Source organism: Pseudoduganella sp. jia 12 (assembly GCF_055502675.1).
In genome coordinates this window covers 220,124-233,084 of sequence record NZ_JBUXKP010000004.1, presented here as the reverse complement: position 1 = coordinate 233,084, position 12,961 = coordinate 220,124, and the positions used below count along the sequence as shown (strand labels likewise).

The 12,961-nt window shown below is 66.1% G+C and carries 10 protein-coding genes; 2 read left to right on the top strand and 8 right to left on the bottom strand.

Going from position 1 to position 12,961, the window contains the following annotated elements; all coding sequences use genetic code 11:
- Positions 1-39: 39 nt before the first annotated feature.
- Complete coding sequence (locus tag ACY65G_RS10270; protein ID WP_464997260.1) at positions 40-1,578, top strand: catalase; 1,539 nt, start codon at positions 40-42, stop codon at positions 1,576-1,578.
- 60 nt (positions 1,579-1,638) lie between these two features.
- Here ACY65G_RS10270 and ACY65G_RS10265 read toward each other — a convergent pair whose 3' ends face one another.
- Entirely contained in the window at positions 1,639-2,313 is a 675-nt protein-coding gene (locus ACY65G_RS10265) for a PEP-CTERM sorting domain-containing protein (RefSeq protein ID WP_464997259.1), read from the bottom strand.
- A gap of 288 nt (positions 2,314-2,601) precedes the next feature.
- Here ACY65G_RS10265 and ACY65G_RS10260 point away from each other — a divergent pair, with 288 nt between their 5' ends.
- Complete coding sequence (locus ACY65G_RS10260) at positions 2,602-4,065, top strand: high affinity choline transporter 1 (RefSeq protein ID WP_464997258.1); 1,464 nt, start codon at positions 2,602-2,604, stop codon at positions 4,063-4,065.
- A gap of 42 nt (positions 4,066-4,107) precedes the next feature.
- Here ACY65G_RS10260 and ACY65G_RS10255 read toward each other — a convergent pair whose 3' ends face one another.
- From ACY65G_RS10255 to nirD, 7 genes are all read right to left on the bottom strand, one after another.
- A complete protein-coding gene (locus ACY65G_RS10255) occupies positions 4,108-5,517 on the bottom strand; it encodes an aspartate aminotransferase family protein (protein ID WP_464997257.1) in 1,410 nt (469 codons plus the stop codon).
- A gap of 192 nt (positions 5,518-5,709) precedes the next feature.
- Positions 5,710-7,080, bottom strand: coding sequence for a glutamine synthetase family protein (locus tag ACY65G_RS10250; RefSeq protein ID WP_464997256.1), 1,371 nt, complete (start codon positions 7,078-7,080; stop codon positions 5,710-5,712).
- A 110-nt stretch (positions 7,081-7,190) separates the two neighbouring features.
- A complete protein-coding gene (locus ACY65G_RS10245) occupies positions 7,191-7,955 on the bottom strand; it encodes a gamma-glutamyl-gamma-aminobutyrate hydrolase family protein (RefSeq protein ID WP_464997255.1) in 765 nt (254 codons plus the stop codon).
- A 206-nt stretch (positions 7,956-8,161) separates the two neighbouring features.
- Positions 8,162-8,563 (bottom strand): type II TA system antitoxin MqsA family protein, encoded by a 402-nt coding sequence (locus ACY65G_RS10240; RefSeq protein ID WP_464997254.1) that lies wholly within the window; start codon positions 8,561-8,563, stop codon positions 8,162-8,164.
- 85 nt (positions 8,564-8,648) lie between these two features.
- Entirely contained in the window at positions 8,649-11,330 is a 2,682-nt protein-coding gene (locus ACY65G_RS10235) for a molybdopterin-dependent oxidoreductase (RefSeq protein ID WP_464997253.1), read from the bottom strand.
- A gap of 32 nt (positions 11,331-11,362) precedes the next feature.
- Complete coding sequence (locus ACY65G_RS10230; RefSeq protein WP_464997252.1) at positions 11,363-12,568, bottom strand: NAD(P)/FAD-dependent oxidoreductase; 1,206 nt, start codon at positions 12,566-12,568, stop codon at positions 11,363-11,365.
- A 10-nt stretch (positions 12,569-12,578) separates the two neighbouring features.
- Positions 12,579-12,929, bottom strand: coding sequence for a nitrite reductase small subunit NirD (gene nirD / locus ACY65G_RS10225; protein ID WP_464997251.1), 351 nt, complete (start codon positions 12,927-12,929; stop codon positions 12,579-12,581).
- Positions 12,930-12,961: the final 32 nt, after the last annotated feature.

The window sequence follows — 12,961 nt, the reverse complement described above, 5'->3', positions numbered from 1 at the left end:
CTTAAACACTTAACTTGATAGGTAGAGTATATGGAGTTCATGGCTTCGAAGCCGGGCCGCGCGCTGTTGTGCGCAATGGCCATCGTATCCGCGCTGACGTCGATGTCGACCGGCGCCTATGCCCAGACCTTGACCAAGGACAATGGCGCCCCCGTTGGCGACAACCAGAACAGCCAGACCGCCGGCCCCGGCGGCCCGACGCTGCTGCAGGACGTGCACCTGGTGCAGAAGCTGCAGCGCTTCGACCGCGAGCGCATTCCCGAGCGCGTGGTGCATGCGACCGGCACCGGCGCCCATGGCACGTTCACCACGACCGACGACCTGTCCGACCTGACGAAGGCAAAGCTGTTCGCCAAGGGCACCGTCACGCCGGTCTTCGTGCGCTTTTCCACCGTGATCCCGAGCCGCTCCGGCGCGGAAACCACGCGCGATCCACGCGGCTTCGCCACCAAGTTCTATACGCAGGAAGGCAACTGGGACCTGGTCGGCAACAACCTGCCGATCTTCTTCATCCGCGATGCGATCAAGTTCCCCGACATGATCCACGCGCTCAAGCCGGACCCCGTGACCAACGTGCAGGAGCCGGAGCGCGTGTTCGACTTCTTCTCGCACGTGCCGGAAGCCACGGCGATGCTGACCCGCGTGTATTCGAACTGGGGCACCCCGGCGAACTATCGCCAGATGAACGGCAGCAGCGTGCACGCGCTGAAGCTGGTCAATGCCAAGGGCGAGTATGTGTACGCGAAGTTCGCGTGGAAGTCGCGCCAGGGCGAGCGCAACCTGCGCCCGCAGGAAATCCCGGTCATCCAGGGCAAGAGCACCAGCCACGCCACGGTGGACCTGTATGAATCGATCAACGCCGGCAAGTTCCCGGCCTGGGACCTGACGGTTCAGGTCATGACACCGCAAGACCTCGACAAGTTCGCCTTCGACCCGCTGGATGCCACCAAGATCTGGCCGAACCTGCCCGAGCGCAAAGTGGGCACGATGGTGCTGAACAAGGTGCCGGACAACTTCTTCGAGGCCACCGAGCAGGTCGCGATGGCACCGGGCAACCTGGTGCCGGGAATCGAAGCTTCCGAAGACCGCATGCTGCAGGGCCGCCTGTTCTCCTATGTGGACACGCAGTTCCACCGCCTGGGCGCCAATTTCCAGTCGCTGCCGATCAACAAGCCGCTGGTCCCGGTGCGCAACCACCAGCAGGATGGCGCGATGAACATCGATGGCCGCAAGGGCACCGTGAACTACCAGCCGAGCCGCATCGCGAACCTGGCTGAAGATCCGAACGCCCGCAGCAGCAACCTGCCGCTGGCCGGCACCACGCAGCAGCAGCGCATCGCCAAAACGCTGAACTTCCAGCAGGCCGGCGACTACTACCGCGCCCTGTCGGCACAGGACAAGGATGACCTGGTCGCCAACCTGTCCGGCGACCTGAAGCGCGTGAAAAACCAGGTCAGCCTGTACACGATGCTCTCGCACTTCTACCGGGCCGATGCCGACTACGGCAAGCGCCTCGTGAAGGCGGTAGGCGCCGACGGTGCAAAGGTGGCCGAACTGGCCGCCGCGCTGAAGGAGTAAGCGCAAGGCGCCGGACGCCGGGGCAGCTGTAAGCCCCCGGCGCCGGCGGGCATCTCCGCGTCACGGCGTGGCCCGCTTCTTCCCGAACACGGCCACCGCCGCGAGCCCGGCAACCGCCAGCAACGGCAGGCTGCCGGGCTCCGGCACTTCCAGGTCGAAATGCTGCGAGAACACGACCAGCGCCACCGTATCGGCGCGGTCGGTTGCCCACACCATCAGGTCCTTGGCGACCCACACCTGCGGCTGCGACAGGAAGCCGGCCCTGCCGGGACCACCGCTCACGTAATCCGCAACGCAATCGGCAACGTAGTCGGCAACGTAGTCGGCAACGTAGACGCCATGGTCGTCATGGCGCATGTCGATCCCGCTGCCTGTCATCTTCAGCGCTTCCGGCCGCCATGCCGGATCGAGCGCCGCCACGCGAAAGCCCATGCGCAGGCCGATGAAAACGAGGGCGCCATCGCCCTGCACCGTCAATTCGTCGTCCCTCACCCCGAACCTCAATCCCGCGCCGAAAGGCGATCCGTCGGGGGTTGCGGTCACGTCGATATTGCCGGCATTGAAAACCCGCAACGGGTTCGATGCGCTGTAGCTGGCACTGAAGTCGGTGAACGCGAGGCCGCCGGCGTTCAGCGTGCCGCCGGCGAGCAATGTGGACAGCGGCAACGCCTGCGCGCTGGCCGCCACGGCGAAAGACAGTATCGTTGCCCCGATCAACCGCGAGAATCGTTTCATGATGGGCTCCTGTGGAAAATGGACGGGCGGCCAGCCGGCCGCGCCGCTGGCGCACGTGCACTGGTCCAGCCCAGTTGATCTCGCATAAGCCATGCCACGCGCACCACGCCCCGCGCGGCACTTGCACCTTGCACGCCTCGTCAAGTTTTTCGACAGCGGCGGCATTTCACGGGCCGCTCCGGCGAGCAACATCCGGCCACAAATCGCCGGCAAAGTTGCTCCCGCGCCGCATCCAGCCTTTATAATCCGGGATTTTCCGCCCGCTTATTTCCGCTCCCGAAAGCTTGCATGAACAACACCCTGATCATCTTTGTCGCGCTTTATCTTCTGGGAACGCTGGGCCTCGGCATGTGGGCGGGCACGCGGGTCAAGAACACGAGCGACTTCGCCGTCGCCGGCCGGAGCCTGCCGCTGGTCATGGTCATCACGACAACATTCGCCACCTGGTTCGGCGCCGAAACCGTGATGGGCGTGCCTGCGCGATTCGTGCAGGGCGGCCTGAATGCCGTGATCGAAGACCCGTTCGGCGCCGGCACGTGCCTGATCCTCGTCGGCCTGTTCTTCGCGACGAAACTGTATAAATTGAACCTGCTGACGATCGGCGACTACTACCGCCAGCGCTACGGCAAGGGCATCGAAGTGTTCTGCTCGGTGGCGATCATCCTCAGCTACCTGGGCTGGGTGGCGGCGCAGATCACCGCGCTGGGGCTGGTATTCACGGTGCTGACGAACGGCGCGCTGGCACCGGCCGCGGGCATGGTGATCGGCACGCTGGCCGTGCTGATCTACGTGGTGGTGGGCGGCTTCCTGGCCGTGGCGATCACCGACTTCATCCAGATGATCGTGCTGGTGGTGGGCATGACGGTCATCGCGTTCTTCGCCGCCGACCTGGCGGGCGGCGCCGGCAACGTGCTGGACATGGCGCAGCGGGCCGACCTGTGGCGCCTGTGGCCGGAACCCACGTTCACCGACATCATGTTCTTCTTTGCCGCCGCCATCACGATGATGTTCGGCAGCATTCCGCAGCAGGACGTGTTCCAGCGCGTGATGTCCGCCAAGGATGCGCCCACGGCCCGCACCGGCGCCGTGATCGGCGGCGCCAGCTACATCATCTTCGGCTTCGTGCCCATGTTTATCGTGGCCGCCGCGGTCGTGGTGATGGGCGACAGCGCGATGGATCTGGCCAAGAACGATTACCAGCGCCTGCTGCCCACGTTCGTGATGACGAAGATGCCGCTGGTCATGCAAATCCTGTTCTTCGGCGCGCTGCTCTCCGCCATCAAGAGCACGTCGTCGGCCACGCTGCTGGCGCCATCGACGAGCTTTGTCGAGAACATCCTGAAGAACCTGCGTCCGGGCATGAGCGACAAGCAGCAGCTGCTGGCCATGCGCGTGACCATCGTGATCTTTGCCGCGCTGGTGCTGGCCTACGCGATCATGATGCAGGGCACGTCGATCTACGAACTGGTGTCGTCCGCCTACCAGGTGACGCTCGTGGGCGCGTTCATTCCCCTGGTAATGGGCCTGTACTGGAAACGCGCCACCACGCAGGGCGCGGTGCTGTCGATCGGTGCCGGCATCCTCGTGTGGGTACTGTTCTTCCCGCAGATCAGCGGCTTGGGCGAAGCGTTCCCCGGCCAGCTGGCCGGCCTGTTGGCCGCGCTGGCCGGCATGATCATCGGTTCGCTGGCACCGCAGGTGCTGAAGAACCGCCAGGAGCAGCCGGCACACATCGCCGGCGCCAAGGCATAAGCATAAAGAGAAGCGCCCGGGGGCCGGGCGCCGGGCGTCGGGTCAGCCGAGCCAGCCCCGCGCCGTGACATCGGCCAGGGTCAGGTCGAGGCACAGGCGGATCTTCTGGATCATCTCGTCGACCTGCTCGCGCGTCGTCACCAGCGGCGGCGCGATGATCATCCGGTCGCCCACCGCGCGCATGATGATGCCGTTGCCGAACATGTGTGCGCGGCACACCATGCCCACGCCGAGCGCCGGGTCGAAGCGCACCTGGTAATGCACGTTGGCCGCCTTGCGCCGCACCAGCGACAGCCCGGCCACGAAGCCGAAGCTGTCGGCCGTGCCGACCAGCGGATGGGCGGACAGGCTGGCGAAGCGCTGCTTCAGGTAAGGCCCGGTGTCGCGCGCCACCTGGTCCACCACGCCCTCCTCCTCGAGGATGCGGATGTTTTCCAGCGCGGCCGCACAGGCCACCGGGTGCCCGGAATACGTGAAGCCGTGGTTGAAGTCGCCGCCCCTGATCAGCACATCGGCCACGCGTTCGCCCACCAGCACGCCGCCCAGCGGCACGTAGCCCGAGGTGACGCCTTTCGCGAACGTGATCAGGTCGGGCCGCATGCCATACAGGTCCGACGCGAACCAGGTGCCCAGCCGGCCGAAGCCGGTGATCACTTCGTCCGCGATCAGCAGCACATCGTACTTGTCGCAGATGCGGCGGATCTCCGGCCAGTAAGTGGCCGGTGGAATGATGACGCCGCCGGCGCCCTGGATGGGCTCACCGATGAACGCGGCCACCTTGTCCGGCCCCAGTTCCTTGATGCGCTCTTCCAGCCAGCCGGCCGCGTGGATGCCGAATTCCTCCGGCGTCATGCCCACGCCATGGTCCGCATAGTGCGGCTGGCCGATGTGGACGATGCCGGGAATCGGCAGGCCGCCCTGCACGTGCATGCCACTCATGCCGCCCAGCGACGCCCCGGCCATCGTGCTGCCGTGGTAGGCGTTGTGGCGGCTGATGATCACCGTGCGCTCGGGCTGGCCGGCCAGGTCCCAGTAGCGGCGCACCATGCGCACGTTGGTATCGTTCGCTTCCGAACCGGAACCCGTGAAGAACACGTGGTTGAAGCCCTCGGGTGCGATCTTCGCCAGCTTCGCGGCGAGCTGCACGGCGGGAATCGTGGTGGTGTTGAAGAAGCTGTTGTAGAACGGCAGCGTGTCCATCTGCCGCGCCACCGCCTCGGTGATGCTGCGCCGGCCATATCCCACGTTCACGCACCACAGGCCGGACATGGCATCGAGCACCTTTCGCCCTTCCGAATCCCACAAATAGATGCCGTCGCCGCGCACCATCACGCGCGCGCCCTGCTGCGCCAGCGCCGCGTGGTCCGTGAACGGGTGCAGGTAGTGCGCGGCATCGAGCCGCTGCAAGCCCTTGGTGTCCGGCAGTTCCGGCACGATCGGGGTGGTGGTCATGGTTGCCTCCTGTAAGAGACGATACAGCGGGGGTTGCCGTTGGGGTCTGTCCCCGGTAAGTGGCATTGCCTGCCGAAGTTGTCGGCGTATCGAGGGAAGCCAGTGGCAAGCTTGACGACGCTACTTACCGGGGACAGACCCCAACCGGCCGGGCGGCCGGCGGATACTTCGGGTTAATTCAGTATAAACCGTTTATACGTGCAACAACAGGTGCTCGCGTTCCCAGGGGCTGATGACGGTCATGAATTCCTGGTGTTCGAGGTCCTTGATGGCAGCATACACGTCGATGAAGCGCTCGCCCAGCACCCCGCGCAGCTTTTCTTCGCGGCGCAGCAGGCCCAGTGCTTCCGGCAGCCCTTGCGGCAGCTCGTACTTCATTTCGTAGGCGCTGCCGTGCGTGACCTCGGTGGGTTCGAGATGTTCGGTCATGCCCAGGTAGCCGCACGCCAGCGTGACGGCCAGGGCAAGGTAGGGATTGGCATCGGAACCGATGATGCGGTTTTCCACGCGGCGGTCCTGGATACCCGATTCGGGCACGCGGAAGCCCACGGTGCGATTGTCGACACCCCACTGGATGTTGATCGGTGCCGCCGTGTGGCGCACCAGGCGGCGGTACGAATTCACATACGGCGCCACGATCGCCAGCGCCGACGGCATGTAGCGCTGCAGGCCGCCGATGTAGTGCTTGAACAGCGGCGACGGCGAACCGTCCTCGTTCGAGAAGATGTTCCAGCCCGTCTTCGCGTCGACCACGCTCTGGTGGATGTGCATCGCCGAGCCGGGCTCGCCGGCCATCGGCTTGGCCATGAAGGTGGCGTACATATTGTGCTTCAGCGCCGCCTCGCGCAGCGTGCGCTTGAAGAAGAACACCTTGTCCGCCAGGCCGAGCGGCTCGCCGTGCAGGAAGTTGATTTCCATCTGGCCGGCGCCGATCTCGTGGATCAGCGTGTCCACGTCAAGCCCCATCAGGTCGCAATAGTCGTAGATGTCCTCGAACAGCGGATCGAATTCGTTGACGGCATCGATGCTGTACACCTGGCGCGACGTTTCGGCGCGGCCGCTACGGCCCACCGGCGCCTTCAGCGGCAGGTCGGGGTCGGAGATCTTCGCGGTGAGGTAGAACTCCAGCTCGGGCGCCACCACCGGCTTCCAGCCCTTGTCCTCGTAGAGCTTCAGCACGCGGCGCAGCACCGAGCGCGGCGCGAAGTCGACCAGCCGGCCGTCGGCGAAATAGCAGTCGTGGATCACCTGCGCGGTGGGGTCGGTGGCCCATGGCACCATCGTGATCGTGCCGGGGTCGGCCTTCAGGATCATGTCACGGTCGGTCTGCGAGATGGCGCGGTCGTAGGCCGGGTCGTCGGTGGGGGAATTGCCGGTGACGGTCATGCCCAGCACTGCCTCGGGGATGCGCATGCCGCGCTCCTGCGTGAACTTCCCGCGGGGCAGGATCTTGCCGCGTGCGACGCCGGTCAGGTCCGGCACCAGGCATTCGATTTCGGTGACCCGTTTTTCGTTGAGCCACTCGTCCATGTCGGTGTAACTGAAATTCTCGCGGATTGCCATTCTTAGCTCCAGTAAGTCAATGCACACGGCCAGTTGCGGGCCGCGTCCCTCGAACTTCACATGGAAGTACAGCTATGGGAGTCCGCCCGCCCAGGCCTCGTAGGTAGTCATCAGTCCCGCCCCTGCCGGCCTGCCTGGTATTCGCGGCAGGCGTTGCCGAACGCCTGGAACATCTTCATGGAGTCGGGGTTTTCCGTGATGCGCCACTCGGGGTGCCACTGCACCGCCAGCGTGAAGCCGTGCGCTGCATCCACGGTATAGGTTTCCACCAGCCCGTCGTGCGCCACCGCTTCCACGGTCACGCCGGGGGCCAGCTGGTCGATCCCCTGGCCATGCAGGGAATTGACGGTGATCTCATCCGGATTGCCCAGCATCTCCGCGAACTTCCCCCCTTTCGTGAGGTAGATCGGGTGGGCAGGACCGTACTGCACTTCCAGCGAATCGTCCTCGCGGTCGCGGTGGTCCATCATGCCCGGCAATTCCTGCACCGCCTGGTGCAGCGTGCCCCCCAGCGCCACGTTGATCTCCTGGAAGCCGCGGCAGATGCCCAGCAGGGGAATGCCGCGCTTGATGGCAGCCCGGATCAGGGGCAGCGTGGTGGCATCGCGCGCCGCGTCCAGCGGCAGGTCCGGATTGCGGATCGGCTGGCCATACAGATCGGAGTGCACGTTCGACGCCGAGCCGGTCAGCATGATCCCGTCTGCCACATGCAGCACCGCCTCCATGTCCGTCAGCTCTGCCAGCGCAGGCAATACCAGGGGCATGCAGCGCGCGCCGAGGACGACGGCATTCACATACTTGTTCTGGGCGGCGTGATTGGGGAAATGCCCGATCTGCCGGGTGCACGCTGGAACGAGGACGATAGGACGGCGCATAGGCGGCTCCATGAACGTTGGTGACCGATGTATTTAATTTAACACAATTCCCGTTCTTTCCCGTTTCACATGAGGTCAATCGTAGCGGCCCCTTGGGCCCTAAAACGGGGTTTTACGGGTTTTTTGGGCTGGTGGACGCGATTTTCAGGCGTTTTTTACATGCTGGCGCATGCCGCGCCACCAGCCGCGCAGATGAGTTGCGCAGATCAGTCGCGCAGTTCGGCGAGCAGCTCCGGATGCCGCTCGAGCAGTTTCAGCAGCCTGACGGTCGACGGGTGCGGATGCGCCCTGCCTGCCTCGAAGCGCGCGATGTCGCCATGGTTCGTGCCGAGCACGTCGTCGGCATCGCGCGGGTCCAGCTTGAGCTTCCTGCGCGCGGCCGCAATCGTGGCGGGATCGACCAGCTCGTCGTCCACGCGACGGTGGAACGCCGCCACCAGGTCGTCGTAGCGTTCCACGGCAGCGCGGTCCAGCGCCACGCCGCCGCACTGGGCACAGTGGTAGCCGGCCACGGACGGGATCGTGGTATGGCGGTCCTTGTACGTGTAGGACACGCCGTGGGTGTCGTGCACCAGGTCAGGTGCACCGCAGTCGGGGCATTTTTCCATGATCGCCATTCCTTGCAAATGTGTCGGTTGCGAGGAATTTTAGCGCCAGCCGCCCCGAAGGGCGGCACGGGAGGACGATCCGGGATCAGGCAGGCACGCGCACCTCGGCCAGCAATTGCCGGATCTCCGGCACGCACGAACCGCAATTGCCGCCCGCCTTCACGCACGCGGTGACCTCGCCCGTGGTCTTCAGGTCATGCTCGCGGATCGCATTGCAGATCGTATTGCGCCCCACGCCGAAGCACGAGCACACGGTCGGCCCGGTATCGGCGCCCTGCGCCAGCGGCCGGCCAGCCAGCACGCCGGCCCGTTCCGCATCGGCCAGTTCCGCATTCGAGAACAGGCCGGCCAGCCAGGCGCGCTCGGGCAGGTCGGGCCGTGGCGACACGAAGATGCACTGGGCGATGCGGTCGTCGACGATGTGCACGGCGCGGTACACGCCCGCGCTGCGGTCGGCATATTCGAGCCAGTCGGCATCGGCGTCGTCGATGCCCAGCAGGTCGCGCGCCCAGGCGCCGAAATCGGTGATGCGGTTGCGGCCGGCCAGTTCATAGCGGGTGAAGCCGGCGCCCTGCGCGCGGGTCCAGTAGGCCACCTTGTCCAGGTCCAGCGCCGTGCGCGACAGCACGAAGCCGTGCCACTGCACGGGGAAACGGTCGACCATCACCGGCGTGTGCTTGAATTCCGGCTCGCCGGAGACGGGATCGACCACCGGGTTCACCACGGCGCCCACGCGGGCGTCGGATGCCGTCTGCCCGTTCCAGTGGATCGGCACGAACACGCTGCCGCGGGCGATGCCGCCGCCATGCCGCACGCGCGCCACCATGCTGCCCCATTGCGACGAAATGCGCGCCAGTTCGCCGTCGCGCACGCCGCACAGCAGCGCATCCTGCGGATGCAGGTCGACGAACGATTCCGGCGTGTGCTCGGCCAGCTTGGGCGCGCGGCCGGTGCGCGTCATGGTGTGCCACTGGTCGCGCACGCGGCCCGTGTTCAGCACCAGCGGATAGTCGCCGCCGGCCGTGTTGACCGGCAGGCGCGGCACCGTCGGCACGAAGCGGGCGCGCCCGTCCGGGAACGAGAAACGGTTGTCCGCGAAGACGCGGCGGCCCAGCGGCCACTGCACCGGCTGCATGGCGTCGTAGCCGGCACGGTCGAGCGAGGCCAGCGCGCCGATGTCGAACGCGCGCGGCAGCTCGTCCGGCGTGTTGCGCCATGCGGACAGCCGCGCATGTTCGGCGAAGATCTCGGACTGGTGCGCGAAATCGAAGCCGGCGTAGCCGAGGCGCCGTGCGAAGTCGCACAGGATGTCCCAGTCGCCCCTCGCCTCGCCCGGCGCCGGCAGGAATGCCCGCTGGCGCGAAATGCGGCGCTCGGAGTTGGTGACCGTGCCATCCTTTTCGGCCCAGGCCAGCGCCGGCAGCAGCACGTGGGCGAAGGCGTTCGTGTCGGTATCCTGCACCACGTCCGATGCGATCACCAGCTCGGCTTTCGACAGCGCGCGGCGCACCTGGTCGGCATCCGGCAGGCTCACCATCGGGTTCGTGGCGATTACCCACACCGCTTTTACCTTGCCGGATTCGATGGCCTGGAACAGGTCCACGGCTTTCAGGCCCGGCTTGTCGGCGATGCGCGGCGAGTCCCAGAACTTGCGCACGGCGGCGCGGTGGTCCGGCTTGTCCAGGTCCAGGTGCGCGGCCAGCATGTTGGCGAGACCGCCCACTTCGCGCCCGCCCATCGCGTTCGGCTGGCCCGTGATCGAGAACGGCCCCATGCCCGGCTTGCCGATGCGGCCCGTGACGAGGTGGCAGTTGATGATCGCATTGACCTTGTCGGTGCCGGCGGACGACTGGTTCACGCCCATCGAGAAGCCGGTGATCACCTTGGCCGTGGCGGCGAACGACTCGTAGAACGCCAGCACGTTTTCCAGCGGCAGCCGGCACGCCTTCGCCACCGCTTCGGGCGTGAGGTCGGCCGCTTCCAGGGCTTCGTTCAGGCCGCGCGTATGGTTGGCGATGAACGCCGCATCCACCGCATCGCCGCGCGACAGGTAAGCCAGCAGGCCGTTGAACAGCCAGACGTCCGTGCCCGGCTTCACGGGCAGGTGCAGGTCGGCCAGCTCGCACGTGGCGGTGCGGCGCGGGTCGATGACCACCAGTTTCAGTCCGGGGCGCGACTCCTTCGCGCGCATGATGCGCTGGAACAGGATCGGATGGCACCACGCCAGGTTCGAGCCGACCAGCACGATCATGTCGGCGTTTTCCAGGTCGTCGTAGTTCACCGGCACCAGGTCTTCGCCGAACGCGCGCTTGTGCCCCGCCACGGCGGACGACATGCACAGCCGGGAATTGGTGTCGATGTTGGCGCTGCCGACATAGCCCTTCATCAGCTTGTTGGCGACGTAATAGTCTTCCGTGAGCAGCTGGCCGGACACGTACAGCGCCACCGCATCGGGCCCATGCTCGTCGACGATCGCACGCCATTGACCGGCGGCGCGGTCCAGCGCTTCGTCCCACGACACTTGCCGCAATGCGCCGCCCAGTTGCGCACCCTCGCGAACCTGTGGATGCAGCAGCCGCCCATCGAGGCCCAGCGTTTCGCCGAGCGCCGAGCCCTTTACGCACAGCCGGCCGAAGTTCGCCGGGTGATCCACGTCGCCGGACACGGTGGCCGCCTGCGGCCCTTGCGGCACGGCCTTGACGCCGCAGCCGACGCCGCAATAGGGACAGGTGGTGGCGATGGACAGGTGTTGCTGGGACAGGTTCACGATGGTTCCAATACAGGACAGTAACTGAGGTTTTATGCGGCGAGCGCGGGCCCGAACAGCAGCTGGTGGCGCATCGCGCTGATGTCGGCGCCACGCTGGATCAGGTCGAAATACCATGGTCCGTCCTGCACGTCGCCATACAGCACGGCGCCGACCAGGCATGGTCCATCCAGCACCAGCCGTTTATAGACGCCGCGGCGCGCGTCGCGCAGCACCAGGTCTTCGCTGCCTTCGGCGCCGATGAAGTCGCCCACCGAATACAGCTCGATGCCGGTCACTTTCAGCCGCGTGGGCGACGCCTGCTGCACATAGCGGCGGTGGCCGGCGCCCGCCAGGTGGGCGGCGCACACCTTGGCCTGTTCCCAGATCGGCGCGACGAGGCCGAACGTGGCGCGGCGGTGCTGCACGCACTCGCCCACCGCATACACGCGCGGGTCGTAGGACTGCAGCGTGTCGTCCACCACGATGGCGCGCTCGCAATGCAGGCCGGCCGATTTCGCCAGTTCGATGTTCGGGCGCACGCCGGCCGTCATCACCACCAGGTCCGCCGGGATTTCGGTGCCGTCCTTGAAGCGCACGGCCGTCACGCGGTCCAGGCCGACGATTTCGGCGGTCTGCGCTTCCAGCATGAACTTCAGGCCGCGTGCCTCGAGCGCCCGCTGCAGCAGCTGCGCTGCCGGCTTGTCGAGCTGCTGGTTCATCAGCGCATCGGTCACGTGCACCACCGTGACCGTCATGCCCTGCTTCAGCAGGCCGTTGGCCGCCTCCAGCCCCAGCAGGCCGCCGCCGATGACGACGGCATGCTGGTGGTCGCGCGCGGCGGCCATCATGCCTTCGACGTCGGCGATGTCGCGGAACGCCAGCACGCCGGGCAGCTCGTGGCCCGGCACGGGAATGATGAACGGTTTCGACCCGGTCGCAATCAGCAGCCGGTCGTAGCGCACCTCATGGCCGGACTGCGCGCGCACGATGCGGCGGCGGCGATCGATGTGCACCACCGGGTCGCCGGCGTGCAGCGTGATGCCGTTTGCGTCGTACCACTCGCGCGTGTTGAGCATGATGTCGTCGACCGACTTTTCGCCGGCCAGCACGGGCGACAGCAGGATGCGGTTGTAGTTGCCGTGCGGTTCGGCGCCGAACACGGTGATGTCGTACAGGCCGGGCGCCAGCGCGAGCAGCTCCTCGACCGTGCGCATGCCGGCCATGCCGTTGCCGATGACGACCAGGGCGGGTTTCATGATGTCTGCCTCAGGCCCCGACCCATACCTTGCCGGCGTCGATGCGCGCCGGCCAGGTGGGCACCGAGTTTTCCGGCGCTTCCAGGCATTCGCCCGTCTGCAGGTCGAAGTGGTGCTTGTAGATCGGCGATGCCACGACGATGCGCTCGCCCAGGCTGCCCACCAGGCCGCGCGACAGCACGGAGGCTTCAGAATTCGGATCGTAGTTGCCGATCGCGAACACGCGCGCATCGGCGCCGTCGTTCAGGCGGAACACGGCAACCTGCTCGTTGTTCAGCAGGGCGCATACGCCGGTATTCGGCACGATGTCTTCCACGGCGCAGATCGCGGTCCAGCTTGCGGCTTCGTTTTCACGTTTCATGATGGCTCCTTGTCGGCTTTTTCAAACAACTA

Bases quoted from the DNA above. Each gene is read 5' to 3' on its own strand.
- ACY65G_RS10245 (WP_464997255.1), bottom strand. From the start codon at position 7,955: ATGCGCCGTCCTATCGTCCTCGTTCCAGCGTGCACCCGGCAGATCGGG.
- ACY65G_RS10260 (WP_464997258.1), top strand. From the start codon at position 2,602: ATGAACAACACCCTGATCATCTTTGTCGCGCTTTATCTTCTGGGAACG.
- ACY65G_RS10240 (WP_464997254.1), bottom strand. From the start codon at position 8,563: ATGGAAAAATGCCCCGACTGCGGTGCACCTGACCTGGTGCACGACACC.
- ACY65G_RS10265 (WP_464997259.1), bottom strand. From the start codon at position 2,313: ATGAAACGATTCTCGCGGTTGATCGGGGCAACGATACTGTCTTTCGCC.
- nirD (WP_464997251.1), bottom strand. From the start codon at position 12,929: ATGAAACGTGAAAACGAAGCCGCAAGCTGGACCGCGATCTGCGCCGTG.
- ACY65G_RS10250 (WP_464997256.1), bottom strand. From the start codon at position 7,080: ATGGCAATCCGCGAGAATTTCAGTTACACCGACATGGACGAGTGGCTC.
- ACY65G_RS10270 (WP_464997260.1), top strand. From the start codon at position 40: ATGGCTTCGAAGCCGGGCCGCGCGCTGTTGTGCGCAATGGCCATCGTA.
- ACY65G_RS10255 (WP_464997257.1), bottom strand. From the start codon at position 5,517: ATGACCACCACCCCGATCGTGCCGGAACTGCCGGACACCAAGGGCTTG.
- ACY65G_RS10230 (WP_464997252.1), bottom strand. From the start codon at position 12,568: ATGAAACCCGCCCTGGTCGTCATCGGCAACGGCATGGCCGGCATGCGC.